Origin of the sequence: Variovorax paradoxus (assembly GCF_029919115.1) — a bacterium.
GTDB classification, from domain to species: domain Bacteria; phylum Pseudomonadota; class Gammaproteobacteria; order Burkholderiales; family Burkholderiaceae_C; genus Variovorax; species Variovorax paradoxus_O.
The window spans coordinates 323,313-348,806 of the sequence record NZ_CP123990.1 but is presented as its reverse complement, the minus strand read 5'-3'; the positions used below and the strand labels follow the sequence as shown (position 1 = coordinate 348,806).

21 protein-coding genes are annotated in these 25,494 nt (G+C 67.0%); 3 read left to right on the top strand and 18 right to left on the bottom strand.

The window, feature by feature from the left end; translation table 11 throughout:
* Positions 1-54: 54 nt before the first annotated feature.
* Positions 55-972, top strand: coding sequence for a LysR family transcriptional regulator (locus QHG62_RS01655; protein ID WP_281149084.1), 918 nt, complete (start codon positions 55-57; stop codon positions 970-972).
* Here QHG62_RS01655 and QHG62_RS01650 read toward each other — a convergent pair whose 3' ends face one another.
* From QHG62_RS01650 to QHG62_RS01580, 15 genes are all read right to left on the bottom strand, one after another.
* Positions 973-1,782 carry an SH3 domain-containing protein gene (locus QHG62_RS01650; protein WP_281149083.1) on the bottom strand — a complete coding sequence of 270 codons (810 nt, stop codon included), beginning with the start codon at positions 1,780-1,782 and terminating at the stop codon, positions 973-975.
* An 84-nt stretch (positions 1,783-1,866) separates the two neighbouring features.
* Positions 1,867-2,916, bottom strand: coding sequence for a homocysteine S-methyltransferase family protein (locus QHG62_RS01645; RefSeq protein ID WP_281149082.1), 1,050 nt, complete (start codon positions 2,914-2,916; stop codon positions 1,867-1,869).
* A 48-nt stretch (positions 2,917-2,964) separates the two neighbouring features.
* Complete coding sequence (hutG, locus tag QHG62_RS01640; protein WP_281149081.1) at positions 2,965-3,789, bottom strand: N-formylglutamate deformylase; 825 nt, start codon at positions 3,787-3,789, stop codon at positions 2,965-2,967.
* A 5-nt stretch (positions 3,790-3,794) separates the two neighbouring features.
* Positions 3,795-5,180, bottom strand: a complete 1,386-nt coding sequence (locus tag QHG62_RS01635) for a formimidoylglutamate deiminase (protein WP_281149080.1) — start codon at positions 5,178-5,180, stop codon at positions 3,795-3,797.
* The gene (gene hutI / locus QHG62_RS01630; RefSeq protein WP_281149079.1) at positions 5,177-6,427 is read right to left on the bottom strand and encodes an imidazolonepropionase; all 1,251 of its coding nucleotides are present in this window, start codon (positions 6,425-6,427) and stop codon (positions 5,177-5,179) included. Before hutI ends, QHG62_RS01635 begins: the two co-directional genes overlap by 4 nt.
* Positions 6,428-6,451: 24 nt before the next feature.
* A complete protein-coding gene (locus tag QHG62_RS01625) occupies positions 6,452-7,021 on the bottom strand; it encodes a HutD/Ves family protein (protein ID WP_281149078.1) in 570 nt (189 codons plus the stop codon).
* Complete coding sequence (locus QHG62_RS01620; protein ID WP_258503313.1) at positions 7,018-7,686, bottom strand: amino acid ABC transporter permease; 669 nt, start codon at positions 7,684-7,686, stop codon at positions 7,018-7,020. The genes QHG62_RS01625 and QHG62_RS01620 overlap by 4 nt, the downstream gene beginning before the upstream one ends.
* Positions 7,687-7,698: 12 nt before the next feature.
* Entirely contained in the window at positions 7,699-8,451 is a 753-nt protein-coding gene (locus QHG62_RS01615; protein ID WP_281149075.1) for a transporter substrate-binding domain-containing protein, read from the bottom strand.
* A gap of 48 nt (positions 8,452-8,499) precedes the next feature.
* Positions 8,500-9,231 (bottom strand): IclR family transcriptional regulator, encoded by a 732-nt coding sequence (locus QHG62_RS01610; RefSeq protein ID WP_281149074.1) that lies wholly within the window; start codon positions 9,229-9,231, stop codon positions 8,500-8,502.
* A gap of 141 nt (positions 9,232-9,372) precedes the next feature.
* Positions 9,373-11,091 (bottom strand): urocanate hydratase, encoded by a 1,719-nt coding sequence (hutU, locus tag QHG62_RS01605; RefSeq protein WP_281149073.1) that lies wholly within the window; start codon positions 11,089-11,091, stop codon positions 9,373-9,375.
* 26 nt (positions 11,092-11,117) lie between these two features.
* Complete coding sequence (gene hutH, locus QHG62_RS01600; protein ID WP_281149071.1) at positions 11,118-12,671, bottom strand: histidine ammonia-lyase; 1,554 nt, start codon at positions 12,669-12,671, stop codon at positions 11,118-11,120.
* 59 nt (positions 12,672-12,730) lie between these two features.
* Positions 12,731-13,468, bottom strand: coding sequence for a histidine utilization repressor (hutC, locus tag QHG62_RS01595; RefSeq protein WP_281149069.1), 738 nt, complete (start codon positions 13,466-13,468; stop codon positions 12,731-12,733).
* A 422-nt stretch (positions 13,469-13,890) separates the two neighbouring features.
* Positions 13,891-14,685, bottom strand: coding sequence for an ABC transporter ATP-binding protein (locus QHG62_RS01590; RefSeq protein WP_281151467.1), 795 nt, complete (start codon positions 14,683-14,685; stop codon positions 13,891-13,893).
* A gap of 2 nt (positions 14,686-14,687) precedes the next feature.
* Positions 14,688-15,584: an ABC transporter permease gene (locus QHG62_RS01585; protein ID WP_281149067.1), complete on the bottom strand. Its 897-nt coding sequence runs from the start codon at positions 15,582-15,584 to the stop codon at positions 14,688-14,690.
* Entirely contained in the window at positions 15,565-16,533 is a 969-nt protein-coding gene (locus QHG62_RS01580; protein WP_281149066.1) for an ABC transporter substrate-binding protein, read from the bottom strand. The genes QHG62_RS01585 and QHG62_RS01580 overlap by 20 nt, the downstream gene beginning before the upstream one ends.
* 297 nt (positions 16,534-16,830) lie before the next feature.
* Here QHG62_RS01580 and recQ point away from each other — a divergent pair, with 297 nt between their 5' ends.
* Complete coding sequence (gene recQ, locus QHG62_RS01575) at positions 16,831-18,726, top strand: DNA helicase RecQ (RefSeq protein ID WP_281149065.1); 1,896 nt, start codon at positions 16,831-16,833, stop codon at positions 18,724-18,726.
* A gap of 32 nt (positions 18,727-18,758) precedes the next feature.
* On the opposite strand, the gene QHG62_RS01570 is transcribed toward recQ, so the two are convergent.
* The 3 genes from QHG62_RS01570 to QHG62_RS01560 form a co-directional block, all read right to left on the bottom strand.
* Complete coding sequence (locus tag QHG62_RS01570) at positions 18,759-19,952, bottom strand: nucleoside hydrolase (protein WP_281149064.1); 1,194 nt, start codon at positions 19,950-19,952, stop codon at positions 18,759-18,761.
* A gap of 146 nt (positions 19,953-20,098) precedes the next feature.
* Positions 20,099-21,706 carry a S41 family peptidase gene (locus QHG62_RS01565; protein ID WP_281149063.1) on the bottom strand — a complete coding sequence of 536 codons (1,608 nt, stop codon included), beginning with the start codon at positions 21,704-21,706 and terminating at the stop codon, positions 20,099-20,101.
* Between the two features lie 80 nt (positions 21,707-21,786).
* Complete coding sequence (locus QHG62_RS01560) at positions 21,787-24,111, bottom strand: ATP-binding protein (RefSeq protein ID WP_281149062.1); 2,325 nt, start codon at positions 24,109-24,111, stop codon at positions 21,787-21,789.
* 116 nt (positions 24,112-24,227) lie between these two features.
* Between QHG62_RS01560 and QHG62_RS01555 the strand changes: the two genes are divergently transcribed.
* A complete protein-coding gene (locus QHG62_RS01555) occupies positions 24,228-25,451 on the top strand; it encodes a threonine ammonia-lyase (RefSeq protein ID WP_281149061.1) in 1,224 nt (407 codons plus the stop codon).
* Positions 25,452-25,494 lie beyond the last annotated feature (43 nt).

The following is a 25,494-nucleotide window of genomic DNA, read 5'->3' as shown; positions in this document are numbered from 1 at the left end:
CTGATATAAAAAGTTAAGGTATTTCAATTCAATTGATAGATCGAGAGCGGCTGAATGGCCTTTTCCAGCGACACCGTCGAAGTCTTCCTGGCAGTGATCGACCAGGGTTCCTTCTCGGCGGCGGCGCGCGCGCTGCACAAGGTGCCCTCCGCCGTCAGCATGGCCATTGCCAACCTGGAGGCCGAGTTGGCGCTGCCGCTGTTCGACCGCAGCGGCCGCGAGCCTCAGCCGACCGCGGCGGCCCGCTCGCTGGAACCGCAGGCGCGCCTATTGGCAGCCCAGCTGAAGCAACTGCAGGTGCAGGCCCTGGCGCTCACGCAGGGGCTCGAGAACCGCCTCACGCTGGCCATTGCGCCCGAGCTGCTGGCGGCGCCGTGGAGCGGGCCGCTCGCTGCGCTGGCCGATGAATATCCGCTGCTGCAGGTCGAGGTGCTGGCCGCTCCGCAGGCGGACGCCCTGGCGCTGCTGCACAGCGGGCGCGCGCAGTTGGCGCTGGTGTTCGAGCGCCCCAGCCTCGATGGCCGCGAAGGCTTCCAGGAAGTGGGCAGCGACACCATGGTGGCCGTGATGGCGCCCAACCACCCGGTGCTGCTTGCAGCAGCCGGCGAGCGCCTGCGTGAAGAACACCTCACGAACACGCGGCAGATCGTGGTGGCCGGGCGCGATCTGGCAACCAGCGACCCACGCTTCGTGTTCGCGCGCCACGTCTGGCGCACCGACAACGCGCTGGCCGCGCTGAGCCTGATCACGGCCGGGCTCGGCTGGGGATGGCTGCCGCGCAACTTTGCCAAGCCTCACGTGGCCGCCGGCGCGCTGGTCGAGATTCCGTTCGAAAACTTGAGCAACGGGCTCGACCTGTGGGTCGACGTGGTGTGGTCGCGCGAGCGGCCGCTGGGGCTTGGCGCGCAGCGCTTCGTGGCGCTGATTGCGCGCGACCGGCAGGCCGCGGCGGGGATTCCGTCCGCGGGCTAGCTAGTCGCGGTGGCCATGGCCGTGTCCGCCGCCCTTGCCACCGCCTCCCCCGTGGCCCCCACCCTTGCCGCCGCCGTCGCCTCCACCGCCGTGGCGACCGCCCCCTCCGCCACCACCTCCATCACCACGGCCATGCCGGCCACCGCCTCCGCCCGGATGCATTTGCGGCTGGCCGGGCGGCGGTCCGGGTCGGAAGGCCGGCTGCGGCCGCGGCGGCTTTAAGCCCGGGTCCGATGGTGGGCGGAAGTCCGGCCTCGGCTGCGGTGGCCGGTGGCCCTGTGCGTGCTGCGGGCGAACGCCCGGCCCCGGCGCGGGCTTGAAACCCGGGCCCGGCCACGGCCTGGGCTGCCAAGCCGGCCGCATGGGCGGGGGCGGGCGCCAGCCCGGCACTGGCGGAGGTGGCGGCCGGCTGCCCCACCAGCGCCGCTCGCCGTACCAGGGCCGGTCGCGGTAGTAGTCGGACCAGTAGTTGCCGATCACGAAGGTCACGACCGGCACGCCGATCACGGCCGCGTAGGTCGCGAGCGGCACGCGCCGCTCCTGGTAGGCGTAGTCGAGACTCCTCGCCCAGACCCAGCCGCGTCCGCCGTCGGGCAGCACCACGTCGCACCAGCTGTAGCCGCCGGTGCAGCCCATCACCTCGAGCGGCTGGCCCGGCGCGAGGCGCGCCACCAGCGGGTAGTCGCCCGAGGGGCCGGCGCGCATGTTGACGGTGCCGCGCGTGAAGGCCTGCTGTGCCGTTGCCGCAAGGGGCAGCGCCAGTGCAAGCGCACCGATGCCGACCCAGCGCATGGAAAGTTTGTTGTTCATGAATGGCTTCCTTTGCGCCGCCAGCCTAGGCGGCGGTCCGGATGCCGTCAATCAGCCGGGGGCGCGAACGCCCCGGGCGCCTGGTCAGGCCGCTTCGCGGTAGAAGCCGGCGTTGTTGTTCAACAGCCTTCCGGGCACAGGCGCCACGGCCTGGCCGATGGCCGCGATGTGGTCCGGCGTGGTGCCGCAGCAGCCGCCCACGATGTTCACCAGCCCTTCGGCCGCGAACTCGTGCAGCAGCCGCGAGGTCACGTCGGGCGTCTCGTCGAAGCCGGTTTCGCTCATCGGATTGGGCAGGCCCGCGTTCGGGTAGCAGCTGATGAAGGTGTCGCCCGCCACTTTGGCCAGTTCCTGGATGTAGGGGCGCATCAGCGCCGCACCCAGCGCGCAGTTCAGCCCCACGGCCAGCGGCTGCGCATGGCGCACGCTGTGCCAGAAGGCGGTCACGGTCTGGCCGCTCAGGATGCGGCCCGAGGCGTCGGTCACGGTGCCGCTGATGATGAGAGGCAGGCGTTGGCCGCTGTTGTCGAAATACTCGTCCACTGCGAACAGCGCGGCCTTGGCGTTGAGCGTGTCGAAAATCGTCTCGACCAGGATTACGTCGGCGCCGCCTTCGACCAGCGCCTCGGTCTGCTCGTAGTAGGCCGCGCGCAGCTGCTCGAAGTCGACATTGCGCGCGCCCGGGTCGTTCACGTCGGGGCTGATGCTCGCTGTCTTGGGCGTCGGGCCCAGGGCGCCGGCCACGAAGCGGGGCTTGTCGGGCGTGCTGAACTTGTCGCAGGCGGCGCGGGCGAGCTTGGCCGACTCGAGGTTCATCTCGCGCGCCAGGTGCGCCATCTTGTAGTCCTCCTGCGCGATGGTGGTCGCGCCGAAGGTGTTGGTCTCGATGAGGTCGGCGCCCGCCGCAAGGTAGCCCTCGTGGATGTCGCGGATCACGTCGGGCCGCGTCAGCGAGAGCAGCTCGTTGTTGCCCTTCACGTCGCGTTCGAAGTCCTTGAAGCGCTCACCGCGGTACTGCTCTTCGGTGAGCTTGAAGCGCTGGATCATCGTGCCCATGGCGCCGTCGAGGATGGCGATGCGCTTTTCGAGGATGCCGGCGAGTGCCTGGCCGCGGGTGTAGATGACGGGCTTCATAAGCCCCGATTGTAGGAAGCGGGGCTGCCCCTCGCGGCCGTCAGTGCTTTAGCGGCTTTCGACGAAGGCCAGCACCGCCTCGATCATCCGCCGCACGTGCGGCTGCACGCCGGCCGCTACCTCGGGCAGGTAGTCGAAGGGCAGCTTCTCCTGCATGTAGCTCGACTGCGTCATTTCCAGCTGCACCGCATGCACGCCGGCGGCGGGGTTGCCGTACTGGCGCGTGATGTGGCCGCCCTTGAAGCGGCCGTTGAGCACGCCGGTGTGGCCGGTAGCCGATTCGGCCGACTTGGCGATATCGAGCAGCGTGGCCGCCAGCGCCGGGTCGCAGCTCGTGCCGTTGCCGGTGCCCAGGTTCAGGTCGGGCAGCTTGCCCTCGAAGAAGCGCGGCAGCACCGAGCGGATCGAATGCGCGTCCCACAGCGCGACGGTGCCGTGCGCGGCCTTCAGGCGGTCGAGCTCGGCTTGCAGCTGCTGGTGGTACGGGCGCCAGATTGCCTCCCGCCGCGCGGCGACTTCCTCGTCGTCCGGCAGATCGCCGCTGGACGCGTAGACGGGCGTGTCGTCGAAGGTATCGACGGGGCACAGGCCGGTGACGCTCTGGCCCGGGTACAGGCTCGCGCCGTCCGGCGGACGGTTCAGGTCGATCACGTAGCGCGAGTGCGTGGCAACGAGCACCGAGGCGCCGAGTTCGTCGGCAAAGTCGTAGAGCCGCTCGAGGTGCCAGTCGGTGTCGGGCACGTGGCGCGCCTCTTCGGTAAAGCGGGCGGCCAGCGCGGGCGGCACATGGGTGCCGACGTGCGGCATGGAGATGAGCAAGGGACGCGTGCCCTGGCGAAAGCGGAATGCGGGTTCGGTGGTGCTGAAACTCATGGGGCTCAATTTTCCAGAAGAAGCTGGCCGCGCGCCGCGACGAATGCGGCGGCGGCCTCGTTGTGCAAAGCATGGCGGCCCGCCTGCACGCGCGGCCGGCCTGCCACCCACACGGTGTCGATGGCCGAGGTGCGGTGGCTGGCAAAGACGTGCGACGACAGCATGTCGGGCGCGGCGAGGCCCTGCAGCGCGAGCTGCGCGGCATCGAGCACGGCGAAGTCGGCCTGCTGCCCCACCGCCAGCCCGCCGATAGGCCGGCCCGCGGCCTGCGCGCCGCCGCGCACCGCTTCGAGCGTGAGCGCTGTGGCCACGTGCGGCTGCGCCGTGCTCGCGCCCACGTTGCGCTGCCGCTTGCCCAGGCGCTGGCTGTATTCGAGCATCAGCAGTTCCTCGGCCGCGTTCACGGTGGCATGGCTGTCGGAGCCCACGCCCCAGGCGCCGCCATGGTGCCGCCATGCCGAAAAGTCGAAGATGCCATCGCCCAGATTGGCTTCGGTGGTGGGGCACAGGCCGGCCACCGCGCCGCTCTTTGCGCCGCGCTCGTATTCGGCCATGTCCATGTGCGTGGCATGCACCAGGCACCAGCGCGCATCGACCGGCGCATGGTCGAGCAGCCAGGCCACCGGGCGCTGGCCGCTCCAGGCCATGCAATCGTCGACTTCCTTGGTCTGCTCGGCAATGTGGATGTGGATCGGGGCGACGGGGTCGATGGCTTCCAGGCCCGCCACGGCTTCGCGCAGCGCATCAGGCGGCACGGCGCGCAGCGAGTGCGGCGCAAGGCCCAGCTGGGCGCCCTGTGCGTCGCACACGGGCTTGAGCGCGTCGAGCAGGCGCAGCATCGAGTCGGTCGAGCGGATGAAGCGGCGCTGCCCTTCGTTGGGCGGCAGGCCGCCGAAACCGCTGGTCTGGTAGAGCACGGGCAGCAGCGTGAAGCCGATGCCCACCCTTTGCGCGGCGCGCAGCAGCGCGAGGCTGAGCGTCGCGTCATCTGCATACGGGCGGCCGTCGGCGTCGTGGTGCACGTATTGAAACTCGCACACGCTGGTGTAGCCGGCTTCGAGCATTTCGGCATAGAGCCAGGTGGCAATGGCCTCCATGTGCTGCGGACCGAGGCGCGCGGCAAAGCGGTACATCAGGGTGCGCCAACTCCAGAAGCTGTCTTGCTGCTCGGCGCGGTGTTCGGTAAGGCCCGCGAAGGCGCGCTGGAAGGCGTGCGAATGCAGGTTGGGCATGCCGGGGATGACGGGACCGTTTGCCACCTGCGCGCCGGCTGCCGGCTGGGCACCGGGCTGCACCTGCGTGAGCTGGCCGGCATCGTTCCACGACAAGAGAACGTTGCTGGCCCAGCCGCCGGGCAGCAATGCGTCGGCCGCAAACAGCGTGCGCGTCATGCGGCGGCTCCCACGGCAATGCGGCCCTGCCGCACGACCGTGCGCACTGGGCGCTGGCCAAACCAGTAGGCCAGCTCGGCCGCTTCGCGCACGTTCCACAGCACGAAGTTCGCAGGCATGCCCACCGCGATGGCGCCGTGCGTGCCCTGCAGGCCCAACGCGCGCGCCGCGTGCACCGTAACGCCGGCCAGCGCCTCGGGCACGGCCAGGCGGAACAGCGTGCAGGCCATGTTCATCATCAACAGCAGGCTCAGTGCGGGCGATGTGCCGGGGTTGTGGTCGGTCGACACGGCCATCGGCACGCCGGCGGCGCGCAGCGCCTCGATGGGCGGCAGGTGCGTGTCGCGCAGCGTGTAGTAGGCGCCGGGCAGCAGCACGGCCACGGTGCCCGACTGGCGCATGGCCTCGATGCCCTCGGCCGACAGGTGCTCGATGTGGTCGCACGACAGCGCGCCGTAGCGCGCGGCGAGCGCGGCACCGCCCATGTCGGAGAGCTGCTCGGCGTGCAGCTTGACGGGCAGGCCCAGTGCTTTCGCGGCCTTGAAGACCTGCTCGGTTTCGGCCAGCGAAAACGCGATGCGTTCGCAGAACACGTCCACCGCATCGACCAACCCTTCGGCGGCAAGCGCGGGCAGCATCTGGCTGCAGACGAGGTCGACGTAGTCGCCGCTGCGGCCCGCGTATTCGGGCGGCAGCGCATGCGCGCCGAGAAAGGTGGTGCGCACGGTGACTCCATAAGCCCCGCCGAGGCGCCGCGCCACGCGCAGCTGCTTGCGCTCATGCTCGAGCGAAAGGCCGTAGCCCGACTTGATTTCGATGGCGCAGACGCCGTCGGCCAGCAATTGCTCGAGCCGCTGCGAGGCCTGCGCGAAGAGCGTGTCTTCATCGGCTTCGCGCGTGGCGCGCACCGACGAGACGATGCCGCCGCCCGCCTTGGCCACCTCTTCGTAGCTCGCGCCTGCAAGCCGCATCGCGAACTCGTTGGCACGCTGGCCGCCGTAGACCAGGTGGGTGTGGCAATCGACCAGGCCCGGCGTGACGAGCGCGCCGCCGCCGTCGTGCGATGCAAGGCCCGCAAATTCGGCGGGCAGCGCATGGCGTGCGCCTACCCAGCGGACCTTGCCCCCTTCCACCGCGATGGCGGCATCGGCAGCGGCTCCCGCAGGGGTGGCCGGCGCAGCACCGGGCGCGAGGCGAAGGCCAGTCCAGAGGCCATCGGCCGAGGGGTACGAGATTGCGGATGTCATGGGTCTCTTTCGGTATTCCAGAGCTTACGCCGGCACGATGCGAACCGCTGCCAACCGCGCGCCTTCGTCCTCCGGCACGGCTTGCCACGCCTGCGCATCTTCGGCCCAGTACACGCCCTCTCCCTCCGCGCGCGCCTCGCCGTTCAGGCGCCACGTGCCGCGCAGCGCAAGCAGCACGCCGTGCGGAGCTGGCTCGACGACCGAGGGCTCGGCGAGCACCTGCACTTCGGCGCGCCACCGGCCCCGCCGCGCCATGATGTTGAAGTCGTTCGATGCGCCACCGAGCAGCGCGCAATCGATCGTTTCATCGCCGCTGAAGGTGAATGGCCGGTGCGGCGCGTCGAGCCGGTGGTCCGTTCGGCCGTCGGGCGTGAAGAGCCGCACGCCGTCGCCTTCGAGCAGCATGATGCTGCGGTCGACGCCTTCGAACACCGAGAAAGGCCCCGGCGCCGCAATGGTGGCGATGCTCGCGCGCCAGCTGAAGTCGTCGAGCCCCGCGCCCTCGGGCCAGCTGACGATTTCCTGCGTGGTGCCGCCGCCGTTCTTCCAGGGTCTGGCCGGCAGCTCGGTGCGGGAAAAGCGAACCACGTTCATCGCATCAGCCCCCCTTGCCGCAGCTTCTGCTCGAAGTGCCTGAGAACCAGCGTCATCGTGCCCGTGAGCACGAAGTACACGAGCGCGATGGCAAGGTACACCTCGAGCGAGCGGTACGACACGCTGATGATCTTCTGCCCCTCGTGCATCACGTCGTGGATGGTGAGCAGCGACACCAGCGCCGAGTTCTTGATGAGCGCGATGAACTCGTTGCCCAGCGGCGGGATCATGCGCACCACCGCCTGCGGCAGCACGATCTCGCGCATGGCCGTGGCGGGCGTCATGCCCAGCGACTGGGCCGCGAGGGTCTGGCCCTTGTCGATCGACTGGATGGCGCCGCGCACGATCTCCGACACATACGCACCCGAATACACGCCCAGCCCCAGTACGCCGCACAGGAAGGCCGGCAGCAAGATGCCGAAGTGCGGCAGGCCGAAGAACAAAATGAACAGCTGCACCAGGAGCGGCGTGCCGCGAATCGCCGCCACATAGGCCGTGCATAGGCCGTAGAGCCAGCGCCGCTTCGGGTTGAGCCGCCCGATGCCGACCACCAGGCCCAGCACGCAGCCGAGGGCGAGCGCGCAGGCGGTAATTTCCACCGTGACGAGCGCGCCGCGTAGCAGGTCGGGCCAGCCTTGCCAGACCGGCGAGAAATCGAGATCCATGAGCCGGCCGGGTTACTTCGCGTTCGCGCTGAACCACTTCGCGACGATCTGCGCATAGGTGCCGTCGGCCTTGAGCTTCTCGATGGCGCCGTTCACTGCCTTGGTGAGCTCGGGCGTGTCCTTGCGGATGGCCATGCCGTATTCCTCGGTGGTGATCTGCTCGGGCAGCACCTTGAGGCCGCCGCGCGTGCGCACGTACTGGTAAGCGGCGGGCTTGCCGGTCACGGCCGCATCGGCACGGCCGATGTCCACCAGGTTGAACATCTCCTGGTTCTTCTCGACTTCCATCAGCTGCACCTGCGGAAACTTTTCCTTGGTGTAGGAGACCGACTTGGTGCCCACCTGCACGCTGACCTTCTTGCCGTTGATGTCGGCCGGCGTCTTGATGGCGGTGTTGCCGTCCTTCACCATCACGACGAGGCCGCCCGCGTAGTAGGGCACGGTGAAGTCGACGACCTTCTTGCGCTCGTCCGTGATGTAGATGGCCGAAACGGCCATGTCGAAGCGCTTGGAGACGAGGCCCGGCACCAGGCCCTTGAAGTCAATGTCGATCCACTCGATCTTGCGGCCGAGCGTCTTGCCGATGGCCTCGACCAGCTCCACGTCAAAGCCGGTGCGCTTGCCGTTCTCGACGAACTCCATCGGCGGAAAGGTGGCGTCGGTGGCCACCCGCAGCGGCTCGCCCTGGGCTTGCGCGGTGGCGGCAAAACCGAAGAAGGCAAGGCTGGAGAGTGCGGCGGCAATGAGGGTGCGGCGGGTGTTCATGTGAAAGCTTCCGTGAGTTGAAGAAAGAAAAAATGCGTTGGTGGCCGGCTACTGCAGCGCGCGTGAAATGCGCGCCGCCGTGACGACGGTCATGTGCAGCAATGCAGCTTCCATGCCTTCGACACGCGTGAGCGGGGCCATGAGCGTGATTGCGCCGCGCAGGCGACGGCCCGATGCAAGCACCGGCGCGCTCGCGCCCCAGACGCCCGCATCGACCTCGCCATGCGTCACGGCGTGGCCGGCTTCGCGGATCGCGTCGAGCTCGGCGACACGCTGTGCGCGGCGCTCGGGGCTTTCGCCGAATGCGTCGAGCAATGCATCGCGCTGGTCGGTCGGCAAATGGGCCAGCAGGCACTTGGCACTGGCGCCGTCTCGGGCCGGAACGCTGCGGCCCCGGTCGAACGAACAGCGCAGCGACTGCTCGCTGTCGATCATCTCGAGGCACACCACGCGGTCGTTCACGGCCGTGACAAGCGCCACGCTTTCGCGGCTCTGTTGCGCAAGCGCACGCATGTCGGCGCGCGCCGCCATCACCAGGTCGGAGTTGCCGTCGAAGCCGGTTGCAAGCTGCACGCTCACCGGCCCGGGCGAGTAGCGCCCTTCGGCCTCCATGACGAAGCCCCAGCGCCGCAGCGTGGCAATCTGCCGGTACAGCGTGCTCTGCGAAAGGCCTGTCGCCTGTATCAGCTCCGCAGCCGACATGGCCGCCTTGCTTTGCGCCAGCACCGACAGCACCAGCAGGGCTCGGTCGTTGTGGGCGGAAGCTTCGGGCGGCGTCATCGGGAGCGGCGGCGAGATGTCGGAAAGTGGGTGCGGCGTGCAGTATCTTGTCGGCCGTTCCCACGTCCAAGCCTTCATTCCCACTGAGTGGGAATCGGCGCGTGTTTTCTTTTTACCTTCGTCTTACTGCTTCACTCCGGGTCAGCGCACCATGGGCAATTTGAGGCCCTGCTTCTTCGCGGTGGCCACTGCAATGTCGTAGCCCGCATCGGCATGGCGCATGACGCCGGTGGCGGGGTCGTTCCACAGCACACGCTCGATGCGCTTGGCGGCTGCATCGGTGCCGTCGCACACGATGACGACACCCGAGTGCTGCGAGTAGCCCATGCCCACGCCGCCGCCGTGGTGCAGGCTGACCCAGGTGGCGCCGCCTGCTGTGTTGAGCAGTGCGTTGAGCAGCGGCCAGTCGCTCACGGCATCGGTGCCGTCCTTCATTGCTTCCGTCTCGCGGTTGGGGCTGGCCACGGAGCCGGTGTCCAGGTGGTCGCGGCCGATGACGATGGGCGCCTTGAGTTCGCCGTTCTTCACCATCTCGTTGAAGGCCAGGCCGGCGATGTGGCGCTCGCCCAGGCCCAGCCAGCAGATGCGCGCGGGCAGGCCCTGGAAGGCAATGCGCTCGCGCGCCATGTCGAGCCAGCGATGCGTGTGGGCGTTCTCGGGGAACAGCTCCTTGATCTTGGCGTCGGTCTTGTAGATGTCTTCGGGGTCGCCCGACAGCGCCACCCAGCGGAACGGGCCCTTGCCTTCGCAGAACAGCGGGCGGATGTAGGCCGGCACGAAGCCCGGAAAGTCGAACGCATTCTTCACGCCCTCGTCGAAAGCGACCTGGCGGATGTTGTTGCCGTAGTCGACCGTGGGAATGCCCATGGCCTGGAAGTCGAGCATGGCCTGCACGTGCACGGCGCAAGACTTGGCGGCCGCCTTCTTGAGTGCGTCGTGTTGCGAGGCGTCCTTCATCGCGGCCTGCCATTGCGGCACGCTCCAGCCCGAGGGCAGGTAGCCGTTGATGAGGTCGTGCGCCGAGGTCTGGTCGGTCACGAGGTCGGGCTTGATGCCGCCGGCCTTCGCGCGCTTGACCAGCTCGGGCAACACGTCGGCCGCGTTGCCGAGCAGCGCGATCGACACGGCTTCCTTCGCATCGCAATGCTGCCTGATGAGCTCGAGCGCGTGGTCGATGTCGCGGGCCTGCTTGTCGACATAGCGCGTGCGCAGGCGAAAGTCGATGCTGGTCTGCTGGCACTCGATGTTGAGCGACACCGCACCGGCCAGCGTGGCCGCGAGCGGCTGCGCGCCGCCCATGCCGCCAAGGCCAGCCGTGAGAATCCACTTGCCCGCGAGGCTGTTGTTGTAGTGCTGGCGGCCTGCTTCGACAAAAGTCTCGAAGGTGCCCTGCACGATACCCTGGCTGCCGATGTAGATCCAGCTGCCCGCGGTCATCTGGCCGTACATGAAGAGGCCCTGGCGATCGAGCTCGTTGAAGTGCTCCCAGTTGGCCCACTTGGGCACCAGGTTCGAATTGGCGAGCAGCACGCGCGGCGCGTTCTCGTGCGTCTTGAACACGCCGACGGGCTTGCCCGACTGGATGAGCAGCGTCTCGTCGTCGTTGAGTTCCTTGAGCGAAGCGAGGATCTGGTCGTAGCAGGCCCAGTTGCGCGCGGCACGGCCGATGCCGCCATACACCACGAGATCTTGCGGACGTTCGGCCACCTCGGCGTCGAGGTTGTTCTGCAGCATGCGAAACGGGGCTTCGGTGAGCCAGCTCTTGCAGTTCAGTTCGCTGCCGCGCGGCGCGCGGATCACGCGCGTGGGGTCATGGCGCGGGTCGGTGTTTTGCAGCGGGAGCTTTTCGGGTGCGTTCATGGCGAGGTTCTCCTTGATCTGTGTGTTCAGGCGTGGCTGGGCAGGATGTTCAAAAGTGCGGCAGGCAACTCGGCCTTCAGCGCCCACTGGCGCATGGCTTCGATGTCGGGCGCGAGGTAGCGGTCGGTTTCAAGAAACGCGACCTTCTGGCGGATGTTGGCGAACTCGGCTTCGACCAGCGGCGAGCTCTTGAGATTTCGGTTCAGTTCAATGCCTTGCGCCGCCGCCATGGCTTCGATGCCGACCACGACTGCGGTGTTGTTGACCATCTCGCCGAGGCGCCGTGCCGCGAAGGTGGCCATGGACACATGGTCTTCCTGGTTGGCCGAAGTGGGCAGGCTGTCGACGCTGGCGGGATGCGCGAGCGACTTGTTCTCCGAAGCCAGCGCGGCCGCCGTGACTTGCGCGATCATGAAGCCTGAGTTGAGGCCACCGTCGCGCACGAGGAACGGCGGCAGGCCCGAAATTCCGGTGTCGAGCAAGAGCGCGAGGCGCCGCTCGGAAATGGCGCCGACCTCGCTCACGGCCAGCGCAATGATGTCGGCCGCAAAGGCGACCGGCTCGGCGTGGAAGTTGCCGCCCGAGATCACTTCGCCGGTGTCGGTAAAGACCAGCGGGTTGTCCGATGCGGCATTGGCCTCGATCACCAGCACGCGCGCGGCATGCGCCAGGTTGTCGAGGCAGGCACCCATGACCTGCGGAATGCAGCGCACCGAATACGGGTCTTGCACGCGGCCGCACGCTGCATGCGACGGCACGATCTCGCTGCCTTCGAGCAGCGCGCGCACCGCGCCCGCAACCGCAATCTGCCCCGGCTGTCCACGGGCGGCATGAATGCGCGCATCGAAGGGCTTGATCGAACCTTGGATGGCTTCGAGCGAGAGCGCGCCGGACATCAACGCAGAGGCGAACACGTCTTCGGCGCCGAACAGGCCGGCCAGCGCGAGCGCGGTCGACACCTGCGTTCCGTTGAGCAGCGCCAGGCCTTCCTTGGGGCCGAGCACGAAGGGCTCGAGGCCGACGAGGCGCATGGCCTCGGCACCGCTGACCACGGTACCTTCAGCAGTGATCGCCTCGCCCTCGCCGATCAGCACGCACGCCATGTGCGCGAGCGGTGCGAGGTCGCCCGATGCGCCCACCGAGCCCTTGCACGGAATGCGCGGCATGACGCCTGCATTGAAGAGCGCCAACAAGGCATCGACCAGCGCGGGCCGCACGCCCGAGTGGCCGCGCGCCAGGCTCACGGCCTTGGTGGCCAGCACCATGCGCACGACAGGCGCGGCCAGCGGCTCGCCGGTGCCCACGCTGTGCGAGAGCACGAGGTTGCGCTGCAGCTCGGCCAGGTGGTCGTTGCCGATGCGGGTGCTCGCAAGCTTGCCGAAGCCGGTGTTGATGCCGTAGACCACCTGGTCGTTCTCGACGATGTGGCGCACCGCCGCCTCAGCACTGGCCATGCCGCTCTGCACCGACGGGTCGAGCGCCAGCCGCACGCCACCGGCCTGGATGCGGCGCAGCATGGCGAGGTCCACCTTGCCGGGCGTGAGGGTCAGGGTGGCGGGGGTGTGATTGCTTGTTGGCATATGAACCTGTCTATACAAGTGGTTGCGAGAGAAGACCTGCGGTTTCCGCGACAAAAAAATCAGCCGAAGCTTGGGTTGCCGTCGGCTTTGAAGCGGCTGCCGAGGCTGTAGCGTGAGGCGGGGTGCAGGCAGCGCACCCAGGTGACGGGTGTGTTGCGCGTCCACGTGCGGCGCGTGAGCAGCAGGCAGGGGTCGGTGGGTTCCATGGCAAGCCGTCCGGCCTGCTCGGCGGTGGGCAGCACGGCATCGACGACGTGCTCGATCTGGTCGAAGGGCACGTTGCGCACCAGGTACTCGCTGGGCGCAACGGCGGCAAAGTCCTGCTCGAGAAAGTCGGGCACGACCTGCGGATTGACGTACCGTTCCTCGAGTTGCACCGGGGTGTCGTTCTCCAGGTGCAGGCACACGCTGTGGAACACCGAGGTGCCCGCGCGCATGTCGAGCCAGGCAGCCACGTCGGGCGAGGCGGCAATGCGTTCTACAGCGAGCATTTCGCAGCGGTAGTCATGGCCGCGCTGGCGGATTTCGCTGGCGATGTTGGCAATCTGCAGCAACGTGGACTGCGGCTTGTTCTCGGCCACAAAGCTGCCGACACCGGCCATGCGCACGATGCGGCCCTGCTCCATGAGCTCGCGCAGCGCACGGTTCACGGTCATGCGCGAGATGCCGAACTGGGCGACCAGTTCGCTTTCGGAAGGCAGACGGTGGCCGGCAGGCCAGGTGCCGTCCTGGATCTTGCGGGAGATGTGATCCTTGACTTGCGCGTAGAGCGCGAGGGAGGGAAGGTCGCGCTTCATGTCGGCTTTTTGCCTTGTTGTTCTTGGCGCTGTTGTTCAGGGCGTGTGCAAAGGCCACCGGGTACTCCCCTCCGCGAATGTCCCCCGCCTTCGGCTCCTCCTTTATTTCGCGCGAATGTCCCCCGCCTTCGGCTCCTCCTTTATTTCGCTGCGGGGAGCACCCGATGCCCTGTGCACTTGGGCACGCTGCTGGTGCAACGCTGATCAACGACTGCTCTGGATAAAGGAGGAGGCCGCAGGCCGGGGGACATTCGCGGAGAAAGGTACCCCGTCGGCGGGTGCGCGCCCCGAACCGCGCACGTCAAACAGAGGAGGGGCGGAAGCCCGCAGGCCGGGGGACATTCGCGGAGAAAGGTACCCCGTCGGCGGGTGCGCGCCCCGAACGATCCTCAGTACGACGAACAAGAGCGCACCGCTTCATCCTAGTGCTCCGCAGCCGCCATCGACTCCGCACGAATCTCTTCCGTCAACCGTGCTTTGATTTCCATGAACTCGGGTGAGGTCTTGATCGTGTAGCTGCGCGGATGCGGAAAGTCGACCGCAATCTCTGTCTTGATGCGGCCGGGCCGCGCGCTGAACACCGCCACCCGGTTGGCCATGAAGATGGCTTCGTCGATGTCGTGCGTAACGAACAGCACCGTCTTCTGCGCCGACTCCCAGATGCCCAGCAACAGCTCCTGCATCAGCACGCGCGTCTGGTTGTCGAGTGCGCCAAAGGGCTCGTCGAGCAGCAGCATCTTGGGGTCGTTGGCGAGTGCGCGCGCAATGGCCGTGCGCTGCTGCATGCCGCCCGAGAGCTGCTTGGGAAAGTGGTTCTCGAAGCCGCGCAGCCCCACCTTGGCGATGAAGAACTCGCTGCGTTCCTTTTGATCGGCCTCGCTCATGCCGCGCTCGCGCAGGCCGAAGCGGATGTTCTGCGCCACCGTGAGCCACGGAAAGAGCGTGTAGCTCTGGAACACCACGCCGCGGTCGGCGCCGGGGCCTTCGATGCGCTCGCCGTCGAGCAGCACCTGGCCAGTGGTCGGAAAGTCGAGGCCCGCCACGATGCGCAGCAGCGTCGACTTGCCGCAGCCCGAGGGGCCGAGGATGGTGACGAAGTCGTTCTCCTTCACCTCGAAGTCGATCGGCAGCAGCGCCTGCGTGCTCTGGCCCTTGGTGCCGGTGAAGATGCGCGACACGCCCTGGATCGAGAGTTGGTTGCTGTTGTTGTTCGTCATCATCACAGTGCGGCCCAGGCGAACATGCGGCGGTTGAGTGCCTTGAATGCGAAGTCGGACACGAGCCCGATGACGCCGATCACGATGATCCCGAAGATGATCTGGCCGGTGTTCAGCAAGGCCTGGCTGTCGGTGATCATGTGGCCGATGCCTGAAGACGAGCCGATGAGTTCGGCCACGATCACGTAGGTCCAGGCCCAGCCCAGCACCAGGCGCAAGGTTTCGGCAATGCCGGGCGCGGCACCCGGAATGAGTACGCGCGCAACAATGCCGCGGCTCTTGGCGCCGAGCGTGTAGGCCGCTTCGACGAGGTCGCGCCGCGCGCCGCCCACCGTTACCGCCACCATCAGCACGATCTGGAAGAACGAGCCGATGAAGATCACCAGCAGCTTCTGCATTTCGCCCAGGCCCGCCCACAGGATGAGCAGCGGAATGAACGCCGAGGCCGGCAGGTAGCGACAGAACGAGACGAACGGCTCGAAGAAGGCTTCCACAGCCTTCCACGTGCCCATGGCAATGCCCAGCGGCACCGCCAGCACGGCCGCCAGCAGGAAGCCGCCGAACACGCGCCACACGGTCATGCCCACGTCGCCGATGAAGCCGAACTCGGCGAAGAGCATCCAGCCTTCCTTGAGCATGGTGACCGGGCTGGCAAGGAAGGTCGGCGGCACGAAGCCGCCCAGCGTGGCGATGGACCACACGAGCACGAAGGCCACGAAGAAGCTCAGGCCGAGCAGCACGCGCGCGCGGCCGCTGATGGGCTCGAGCGGTGCGAGCGTGCGGCGCCGAACCGGCGCGGCAGGCTTGGCGGAACCAGCGGAAGCGAGAGAGGTGGCCGACCCAGGTGCCGCCGCGCGCGGCGGCACCTGCGGCAGGGCCTTACTTGACGAAGCTTGCATCGAAGGTGGCTGCGTAGTCTTCAGGCGCCTTTCGGATCACGCCGGCTTCCAACAGGATGGGCGTGGCTTCCTTCATGAAACTGGTGAGTTCGCCCGCAAAGAACTTCTGGTTGGCGGCCTTGTCCTGCCAGCGCAGGAAGGCCGACGATTTGGCGAACTGCTCGCCGGTCTGCTTTACGGCAGAGCCCATCAGTTCGTTGGCCTTGGCCGGGTCGGCCTTGATCATGTCGAGCGCCTCGAAGTACGACTGCGTGAGCGCCTGCGCCGCCTTGGCGTTGGCCTTGAGCCAGGTGGGTGCGCAGCCGACGGTGTCCATCACCATCGGGTAGTCGAGCGTGGTGGCCAGGATCTTGCCGGCGGCGGGATTGGCTCGCACGGTCGAAAGATAGGGCTCGTAGGTCATGGCGGCGTCGTTCTGGCCGGCCACGAACGCCTGGGCGGCGGGCTGCGGTTCGAGCGAAACCACCTTCACGTCCTTCAGCGTCATGCCGTTCTTGTTGAGCATCCAGGCCAGGCCGAAGTACGGCGCGGTGCCGGGGGCGCTCACGCCGATGGTCTTGCCCTTGAGGTCGGCAAAACTCTTCACGTCGTTGCGCACCGCCAGGCCGTCGGCGCCGTAGGACTTGTCCATCTGGAAGATCTGCACGATGGGCACGCCGTTGGCGTTCCAGGCCACGTGCGTTTCCACCGTGGTGGCTGCGCACTGGATGGCGCCCGCGGCCAGTGCCAGGTGGCGGTCCTTCTGCGGGATCATCTTCAGTTCGACGTCCAGGCCGTTCTTCTTGAAGATGCCGGCCTTGTCAGCCAGCGAAAGCGGCGCGAAGCCGGTCCAGCCGGACATGCCGAGCGCAATCCTGGTTTCTTGCGCGGCGGCCGTTCCGGCCATGCCCGCTGCACATGCGCCTGCTGCCAGCAGGGAAGCGACTTTCACAACTACCGTCTTGACCATGGGTACTCCTGGTTCCGTTTCTTGATGATGGCTAGGCGATGCGCTGCCGATCACGGGCTGCGCGCGCCTCGCATTGTTGCCGAGCGCCCCAACTTGTATATACAGGATAACCCGGGAGAGCCGTTTCGGTGCATGCCGTCAGGAAAATGCACCAGATTGCTGTCTATACAGGAAGGGTGGCGGGACGGGGTTTGCGATTGCAAACCTCGTGCCACAGTCATGCCGATGCCGCTGGGGGACAATCCGGCTTCGCTCTTTTTTTCTCCGTCTCGCCCTCGCACTGCCCGCTCCCGCCCTGTGTCCTCGCTCGCTCCCCTCCCCCTCGACGCTCCCGGCAGCAGCAGCGCACCCGCCGACATCCTTCACGAAGTCTTCGGCTACTCGCAGTTCCGCGGGCCGCAGCAGGAGATCGTCGACCATGTGGTGGGCGGCGGCGACGCCCTGGTGCTGATGCCCACGGGCGGCGGCAAGTCGCTCTGCTACCAGATACCGGCCATTGCGCGGCAACGTGCGGGGCGCGGCGTTTCGGTCGTGGTGTCGCCACTGATCGCGCTGATGCACGACCAGGTCGGTGCACTGCACGAGGCCGGCGTGAACGCGGCGTTTCTCAATTCGACGCTCGACTGGGAACAGACGCAGGACGTGGAGCGCCGCATGCTGCGCGGCGAAATCACGCTCCTGTATGCGGCGCCCGAGCGCGTGAATACGCCGCGCTTTCTCTCGCAGCTCGACTCCCTGAAGGAGCGCGGCAAGCTCTCGCTGTTCGCGATCGACGAGGCGCATTGCGTGAGCCAGTGGGGCCACGACTTCCGGCCCGAATACCGCGCGCTCACGGTGCTGCACGAGCGCTACCCCGGCGTGCCGCGCATTGCGCTCACCGCCACGGCCGATGCGCTCACGCGCGCCGACATCGTCGAGCGGCTGCAGCTCGAGGAAGCGCGGCAGTTCGTCTCCAGCTTCGACCGGCCGAACATCCGCTACACCATCGTCGAGAAGAAGGACGCGACCACGCAGCTGCTGCGCTTTATCGAGCGTGAGCACGAAGGCGATGCGGGCGTGGTCTATTGCCAGTCGCGCAAGCGCGTGGAAGACGTGGCCGTGACGCTGCAGGGCGCAGGCATCAATGCGTTGCCCTACCACGCAGGCCTGGATGCCGCGGTGCGCCAGAAGCACCAGGACCGGTTCCTGCGCGAGGAAGGCATCGTGATGGTGGCAACCATCGCCTTCGGCATGGGCATCGACAAGCCCGACGTGCGCTTTGTCGGCCACCTCGACATGCCCAAGAACATCGAAGGCTACTACCAGGAGACCGGCCGCGCGGGCCGCGACGGCGCACCTGCCGACGCCTGGATGGCCTACGGCCTGCAAGATGTGGTGAACCAGCGCCGCATGATCGACGAGAGCCCCGCGGGCGAAGAGTTCAAGCAGGTGATGCGCGGCAAGCTCGATGCGCTGCTGTCGCTGGCCGAGGCAAGCGACTGCCGGCGAGTGCGCTTGCTCGGCTACTTCGGCGAAAAGAGCACGCCCTGCGGAAATTGCGACAACTGCCTCAACCCGCCGCAGGTGTGGGACGGCACCGACGCCGCGCGCAAGCTGCTCTCCACCATCTATCGCGTGCAGCAGCTGAGCGGCATCAGCTTTGGCGCGGGCCACATCATGGACATCCTGCGCGGCAAGGAGACCGAGAAGGTCAAGCAGTTCGGGCATGAGCGCATCAGCACCTTCGGGCTGGGTGCGGAGTTCAGCGAGGTGCAGCTGCGCGGCGTGCTGCGGCAGCTCATTGCCACGGGCGCGCTGGCGGTGGATGCCGAGGCCTTCAACACGCTGAAGCTGACCGAAGGATCGCGCCCGGTGCTCAAGGGCGAAGCGAATGTCACGCTGCGCGAATCGATTTCGTCGCCGGCAGAGCGCAAGCCGCGGCGCGAAAAGGTGGCCAAGGGCGCGCCGTCGCCGGCCGCCGCCAAGCTCGACGATTCCGGCAAGAAGCGCTTCGAGGCGCTCAAGGCCTGGCGCGCGGAAGTGGCGCGCGAGCACAACCTGCCGGCCTACGTGATCTTCCATGACGCAACGCTGGCTGCCATTGCTGAGCGCGCGCCGGCCACGCTCGAGGACCTGCAGGGCATCAGCGGCATCGGCACCAAGAAGCTCGAGGCCTACGGCGCCGAAGTGCTGCGGGTCGCCTCGGCTTTCTAGGGCCCTGCGCCTTCGCGCTTGTTTCGTTCTGGTCAGCTCGCCGGCGGCAGCGTGATCGGCACCGGCCGCGTGAGCAGGTCGACGTAGAGCTCGAAGAAGCGCGCGTTGTCGAACTTCTTCACCACCGTCATCTTCTGCAGCGTGGGCCCCGCGGGCTGCGCGCTGTAGCCGATGGAACGGCCGTTTTCGGCGGCGCCGGGCCGCGCGACCACGTCGACATAGCGCTCGACTGTCTGCGTGGCGTAACTCGGATCGATGAGGTAGGCGAGCGTGAGCGTGTCCCAGATGTTCTGCGTGTACGCCGGGTTGTTCTCGAAGCCGTTGGTGCCGCTGAAGCCGTAACCGTTGAGCTGCCTGAACACCTCGGTCACGGCAGTCGGCTTGGCCGGGTGCGCAATGCGGTCGTAGATGGGCTTGGTCAGAAACACGGTGTCGGTCACGTCGAGCGGCACCACCACTTGCGGGATTGGCAGGCGCACGACGAACTGCGCCGCCTCGGGGTCGAACCACCAGTTGAACTCGGCGAACTTGGTGGTGTTGCCCGCCACGTCGACGGCGCCGCCCATGTAGATGATCTTCTTGATGAGCGGCACGATCTCGGGGTTCTGCTTGACCGCAAGAGCAATGTTGGTGAGCGGGCCAATGGCAAGAATGGTGATCTCGTTGGGGTTGGCTTTCACGGTGTCGACGATGAAGTCGACCGCGCTCTTGCGCTGCAGCACCGTGTGGGTTGCAAAGCCGTCGGGCGAGGGCTTCAGGTCGGCGTCGGTCTTGGGCTCGGGCGAGCTCCAGGCACCCAGGTAGCCGTCGCCCCCGGAGCCGGCGGCCATCTCGGCCTCGATGGTGGCGTAGTTGTGGTTGAAGGCGTAGTTGGCGCCGGCATAGATGCCGATGCGGTTGCCCACGCCAAGGCGCTCGACCGACATCAGCGCATCGGCCACGCCCTGCTTGAGCCACTGGTTGCCCGAGACCACGCTGATGCCCATGACCTGCACCTTGCCCGACGCCTGCAGCTGCGCGGCCATGACGCCCAGCTGGCCGTCGTCGCTCATGGTGTTGTAGTCGCTGTCGATGATGATCTTTTGCGCAGGAGGCGGGCCCGAGCCGTACCCCGGGGTGAGCCCGATGCCGCCGTTGTTGTTGCCGCCGCCTCCGCCACAGGCCGAAAGCACCGTGGCCAGCAAGGCTGCGGCCATCCATTGGCGGCGCTGAATCCGAATCTTCATTCCGGGCTCCTTTTTGAGTGGTTCTGCCATGTAGAACTAAATGCCAAACGATTGCGCAAACGTTTGCTACAACTCTAATGGGCAGGCCACGGGAGTGGCGAAGGGCAAGGTTTCAAGCGGTAACCGCGACACCGCGCGGACGCAAATCAGCTTGGCGAAGGCGCGGCTTCGAGCAAGCGGATTTCGCGCAGTGGCGTGCGATGAAGCAGGTAGGGCTGCTCTGCGGCAGCGTCCGGCTTTTCAAGCCCCGGAAGCGTCTTGGCCGAAGCGGATGCGGGGCATGCACCGCCATTTCGTATCGCCAGCGCGGCCGCCAGGCGGGCCTCGGCCGGGTCGCCGAGCGCATGATCGAAATCATCGGCCACGGTGCAGCTGGGTGCGAAGCCGTCGCCATAGTCGCCAAAGTCCTTGGCATTGACGCCCTGGAACTGAATGGCGAAGTAGCTGGTGCCGCAGTTGTCCTGCGGCGAAAAACCGTAGGGCTTGCCGCAGGTGGCGCCGCCCACAAGGTTGACCTGCACGTCGACGCCGCGCAGGCTGTTGATGACCGACTCGCTCGCCGAGCAGGTGTCGGGCCCAACCAGCACCGTGACCCGCGAGAGGCCGAGCGTTGGCAGCGGCGTGCCGCTGCGGCTGGTGCCGTAGAACGGAATGACGGCCTGCGCAGGCGTCAGGTTGAACGGGTTCTTGTCGTTGAAGACAAGGCGCTCGAAGGTCTTGCCCGAGGTTGCGGCCGGCGAAGCCACCATGGTGGCCAGCCGGCTTGCAATGTTGAGTTGGCCGCCGCCGTTGTAGCGCATGTCGAGCACCAGGTCCTGGATGCCGCTGCCGGCCTTCAGCTGGTTGACCGCATCGATGAGCTGCGCCTCGGAGGTGGTGATGTGGTCGTTGAAAAGCAGGTAGCCCACTCGGCCGCTGCTGGTGTCGATGGTCTTCACGTTCTGCACCGGCGTGCGCGTGATGCTCGCGGCCGCCAGCGTCACGGTGCGCGTCGCACTGCCTTCCTGCAGCTTGAAGGTGTGCGATTCGCCGACGGTGGTGGGCGAGATGCCGCGGTTGATGACGGTGGTGTTGGTGCCCTCGATCACGTCGATGCCGTCGACTTCGAGCACCTTTGCGCCGCGTGCGATGCCGGCCGATGCCGCAGGCGAACCCGGCTCGGTGAAAGCAATGCGCAAATCGCGCGGCCGCGAGTTGCGCACGAACGCGAACTCCATGCCGTAGCCCGGTGCCACGCCGTTCTGCGAAAGCTGCCGGTACCGCTCGGTGTCGTACACGTAGTGAAAGCGGTCCTTCGCACGGCCCGATGCGGTAGTGGCCGGGCTCTTGAGCACGCTGAAGTAGGCGACCGGCGTGGCGTAGTCGGCAGCCTTCAGGGTGGTCGGCACCTCGCCATACCAAAGATAGGTTTCGTTGATCCAGCCGCGCACCCAGCGCTTTTCGTCGGTGAGAGAGCCGGCCTTGTCGGGGTACGAGGTGCCGGTCTCTGGGTTGGTGCCGGTGCGCGGCGCGGCACAAAGGCCGGCCACGGTGGCCGATGCGACGATGGCGTCGTCATTGCCGCTGCTCGCGGGGGCCGCGGTGGTGGGCGGCAGGATGATTGGCAGCGCGACGCCGCCGCCGCCCCCTCCTCCTCCTCCACCGCCGCAACCGGCCAGCACGACGGACGCACAGGCGCAAACAATCGCCAATGCCGCTTGCATGCGTGCGGTGGAGCGCGGCTTCTTCAGCGCGTTCGCTTCGAGTGGATTCATCGAGCCCCTCCTCGCGTCCGCTGCGGCGGACGGTACTTGTTTTTTACCGCTTACCCGGCGGCCGTGCGCTGCCGCGGTACCTACTGCACGAAACCCATGCCGCGCGATTCGCGCACTTCGGGTTTGATGCGGTGCTCCGCCTCGAGCTGGTCAAGAAATTCGGCGGACGAAAAATCGACCGCCAGAATATCCGTCTGCCGTTTCACGGCCGCAAAGTCGCCCGGGCACAACTGCCTCATTTGCGCCAAGCGTGCCTTGGCTTCCGCGGTGAGCAATGCCGCATCGCCGGCCAGCGCCTCGGTAATGAACATGCGCTCGCGCTGCGCTGCGGTAAGCGGCATGAACTTGATCTTGAAGGTAAAGCGCCTGAGTGCCGCCTGGTCGAGCCGATCGAGCAGGTTGGTGGTGCAGATGAAGACACCGTTGAAGCGCTCCATGCCCTGCAGCATCTCGTTGACCTCGGTCACTTCGTACGTGCGCTGCGCACCGCGCCTGTCTTGCAGAAAGCTGTCGGCCTCGTCGAGCAGCAGCACGGCTTTTTCGGCCTCCGCCTCCTTGAACATGGCGGCCATGTTCTGCTCGGTTTCGCCGACGTACTTGCTCATGAGATCGCTGGCCTGCTTGATGATGAGCGGCCGGCCGATGGCCTTGGCGATGTGCTCGGCCAGCGCGGTCTTGCCGGTGCCCGGTGCGCCATAGAAGCACAGCGTGCCATGGCCCCGCGCCTTGATAGCCGCCACGATGCGCGGAATTTCAAAACGGGTCTCGACGTTGAGCATGTCCAGGTCGTAGGTGGTCACGCTGCGCCGTTCGCCCAGGCCGGTGTCGAGCGTGCCAAGCGCGAGGTCGGCATTCTTGAGCTGCCGCTCGATCAGCGCTTCCATCGATGCGCCCTCGGTTTGCGCCAGCCCCGCAAATCGCACCGCGGTGCGGATCTGCGCGGGCGTGAGGCCCTTGCGTTCGGCGAGCTTGGCGGTAAAGGCCTCGGACACCACGATGCCCTCGAGCGTTTTCTTGATCAGCTGCTCGCGCGCGCCGGGCGGCGGCGACTTGAGTTCGAGGTGATACGCAAAGCGGCGCCGGAACGCGGGGTCGATCTGCTCGATGCGGTTCGTGACCCACAGCGTCGGCACCGGGTTGGCTTCGAGGATCTGGTTGACCCATGCCTTGCCGCTCACGCTGCCGCTGGTGGGCGCCGGAATCTGCTCGGCACGCGCCATGAACTGCGCGGCTTCAGTGCTGATGGGCGGAAACACGTCTTCCACCTCATCGAACAGCAGCGCGGCCTGGGCGCTGCCCTTGAGGAACACCTGCGCAATCTGCAGCGAGCGGTAGCGGTCGCGGCCACTCAGCGAGTTGCCGTCGCGGTCGGCGTATTCGACCTCGAACAGTTCGAGCCCCGCAGCCTGCGCCACCACCTTGGCGAGCTCGGTCTTGCCAGTGCCGGGCGGCCCGTAGAGCAGCACGTTGACGCCGGGCTCCTTGCGCGCCACCGCGGCGCGCAGCAGCGTGACGAGCATTTGCGCGTCTTCCTGCACAAAGGAAAAGTCGTGCGTGGTGAGCGTGCTCTTGGCGGAGGGCCGCGTGAACACGGCCATGAGTTCGTTGTGGTCGCGGTATTCGCGCATCAGCACCGGCGGCAGCTTTTCGCTCACCTTCATGAGGTCGGCCAGGTCGGTGATGTTGTGCTCGGAAATCAGGTTTTCGACCAGGCCGATGCGCTCGAGGCGCGAGCCCGCGCGCAATGCTTCGCCCACCTCGCTCGCGTTGACGCCCGCAATGTCGGCAATGGCCGCATAGGCTTCGGGCGCATTGTTGACCTTGAATTCGACCAGCAGCGAACGCAGGTCGCGCTGGTAGCGGGCGAGCGTGCCATAGAGCAGCAGCGCACGCTCGGCCTTGTTGAGCTGCAGCAGGCCCGCGAGCGCATCGATGTTCTTTTCGACCAGCGTCGATTGCTTGCGCAGCGCGTGCGTGAGCCAGTCGCGCGTGACGGCCAGCACAGAGAGCAGGTCCTTGGGGTGGTCCTTGGCGTATTCGTCGAGGTAGAAGAAGAGCGTGCCTTCTTCATACGGGCCGCGCCACACGCCGTGCCGCTCGAGCAGGGTGCGGCCGTCGAAATCTTCTACGCCTTTCCAGGCCTCGTTGCCCGCGCAGCGGCGGCCGAGAAATTCGCGCAGCCGCTGCAGCACCGCAACGGGCCACACCAGGTGGCGGCCGGTGAGCGACAGCAGGCCGTTGATGTCGCGGCGCACGTTGAAGCGCGGCCCCTGCTTGGCGGCGAGCGTGAGCACGAAGTGCGAGCACATGAGCTCGAGCACCGGCGCACCCTTGAGCCCGGGCGACGGCAAGGCCTGCCCGCGTACCGCAGCAGCCACGACATCGACACCCGCACGCTTGACCATCAAACAACCTCCAGACGAGGAATTTCCTGGAGCGACCATAACGCAGACTTTTAGCTTGGGGAAGACGCCGGAACGGTAAAAACCCTGATGGTGCGATTCCAGCCACAATGCCCGCCATGGTCGGAATCGAAGAAATCCGGCGCGCCGCGGCGCGTCTGCAGGGTCAGGTGCTCAATACGCCCTGCGTGGAGTCGCGCACGCTCTCGGAGATCGTGGGCGCGCAGGTCTACCTGAAGTTCGAGAACCTGCAGTTCACATCCTCGTTCAAGGAACGCGGTGCGTGCAACAAGCTGGTCGATCTTTCGGAGAACGGCCCCGCAGGCGACGGCAAAGAAGCCGCGCGCGGCGTGATCGCCATGTCGGCAGGCAACCATGCCCAGGGTGTGGCCTATCACGCGCAGCGGCTCGGCCTTCGCGCGCTCATCGTGATGCCGCGCTTCACGCCCGGCGTCAAGATAGAGCGCACGCGCGGCTTTGGCGCCGAAGTGGTGCTGCATGGCGACACGCTCGACGCGGCGCGCGCGCATGCGCTGGAACTGGCCGAACGCGAGGGGCTGACCTTCGTACATCCGTATGACGACGAGGCCATCATCGCGGGACAGGGCACGGTGGCGCTCGAAATGCTCGACGTGGTGCCCGATCTCGATGTGCTGGTGGTGTCGGTCGGCGGCGGCGGTCTGATTGCCGGCATGGCCGTTGCGGCGCGCGACCGCAAGCCCGGCATCGAAATTGTCGGCGTGCAGACCACGCGCTTTCCGGGCATGGTGAATGCCGTGAAGGGCACGCAGCACCTGCAGGGCAAGAGCACCATCGCCGAGGGCATCGCGGTTGGCACGCCGGGCGTACTCACGCGCGAGATCATCGCCAGACATGTGGACGACCTGCTGCTGGTCGACGAGGGCGACATCGAGCAGGGCGTGCTGATGCTGCTCGAAATCGAGAAAACGCTGGTCGAGGGCGCCGGCGCCGCGGGCCTTGCGGCGCTGATCCGGCATCCGGAGCGCTTCAGGGGCAAGCGCGTAGGGCTGGTGCTTTCGGGCGGCAACATCGATCCGCTGCTGCTTGCAGCCATCATCGAGCGCGGCATGGTGCGGGCCGGCAGGCTGGCGCGCGTGCGGGTGAGCGCACGCGATGTGCCGGGCTCGTTGGCCCAGATCACGGCCACTGTGGCGGAAGCGGGCGCTAACGTCGATGAGGTTCATCATCAACGCGCCTTTACCATGCTGGCAGCGCAGAATGTCGATATCGAGCTGGTGCTGCAGACCCGCGGACGGGCCCACCTGGCCAGTGTGCTGGGCGCGCTGCACGACGCCGGCTTCGAGGCCGAGGAACAGCACTGAAGGGGCCCTGGCAACCCCCTAGACCGCCGGGCCGGGGCCCATC

Bases quoted from the DNA above. Each gene is read 5' to 3' on its own strand.
- QHG62_RS01620 (WP_258503313.1), bottom strand. From the start codon at position 7,686: ATGGATCTCGATTTCTCGCCGGTCTGGCAAGGCTGGCCCGACCTGCTA.
- hutH (WP_281149071.1), bottom strand. From the start codon at position 12,671: ATGCCAACAAGCAATCACACCCCCGCCACCCTGACCCTCACGCCCGGC.
- QHG62_RS01655 (WP_281149084.1), top strand. From the start codon at position 55: ATGGCCTTTTCCAGCGACACCGTCGAAGTCTTCCTGGCAGTGATCGAC.
- hutC (WP_281149069.1), bottom strand. From the start codon at position 13,468: ATGAAGCGCGACCTTCCCTCCCTCGCGCTCTACGCGCAAGTCAAGGAT.
- QHG62_RS01555 (WP_281149061.1), top strand. From the start codon at position 24,228: ATGGTCGGAATCGAAGAAATCCGGCGCGCCGCGGCGCGTCTGCAGGGT.
- QHG62_RS01590 (WP_281151467.1), bottom strand. From the start codon at position 14,685: ATGACGAACAACAACAGCAACCAACTCTCGATCCAGGGCGTGTCGCGC.
- QHG62_RS01615 (WP_281149075.1), bottom strand. From the start codon at position 8,451: ATGAACACCCGCCGCACCCTCATTGCCGCCGCACTCTCCAGCCTTGCC.
- QHG62_RS01560 (WP_281149062.1), bottom strand. From the start codon at position 24,111: ATGGTCAAGCGTGCGGGTGTCGATGTCGTGGCTGCTGCGGTACGCGGG.
- QHG62_RS01570 (WP_281149064.1), bottom strand. From the start codon at position 19,952: ATGAAGATTCGGATTCAGCGCCGCCAATGGATGGCCGCAGCCTTGCTG.
- QHG62_RS01565 (WP_281149063.1), bottom strand. From the start codon at position 21,706: ATGAATCCACTCGAAGCGAACGCGCTGAAGAAGCCGCGCTCCACCGCA.
- QHG62_RS01580 (WP_281149066.1), bottom strand. From the start codon at position 16,533: ATGGTCAAGACGGTAGTTGTGAAAGTCGCTTCCCTGCTGGCAGCAGGC.
- QHG62_RS01650 (WP_281149083.1), bottom strand. From the start codon at position 1,782: ATGAACAACAAACTTTCCATGCGCTGGGTCGGCATCGGTGCGCTTGCA.
- hutG (WP_281149081.1), bottom strand. From the start codon at position 3,789: ATGAGTTTCAGCACCACCGAACCCGCATTCCGCTTTCGCCAGGGCACG.
- QHG62_RS01635 (WP_281149080.1), bottom strand. From the start codon at position 5,180: ATGACGCGCACGCTGTTTGCGGCCGACGCATTGCTGCCCGGCGGCTGG.
- QHG62_RS01645 (WP_281149082.1), bottom strand. From the start codon at position 2,916: ATGAAGCCCGTCATCTACACCCGCGGCCAGGCACTCGCCGGCATCCTC.
- hutI (WP_281149079.1), bottom strand. From the start codon at position 6,427: ATGACATCCGCAATCTCGTACCCCTCGGCCGATGGCCTCTGGACTGGC.
- hutU (WP_281149073.1), bottom strand. From the start codon at position 11,091: ATGAACGCACCCGAAAAGCTCCCGCTGCAAAACACCGACCCGCGCCAT.
- QHG62_RS01625 (WP_281149078.1), bottom strand. From the start codon at position 7,021: ATGAACGTGGTTCGCTTTTCCCGCACCGAGCTGCCGGCCAGACCCTGG.
- QHG62_RS01585 (WP_281149067.1), bottom strand. From the start codon at position 15,584: ATGCAAGCTTCGTCAAGTAAGGCCCTGCCGCAGGTGCCGCCGCGCGCG.
- QHG62_RS01610 (WP_281149074.1), bottom strand. From the start codon at position 9,231: ATGACGCCGCCCGAAGCTTCCGCCCACAACGACCGAGCCCTGCTGGTG.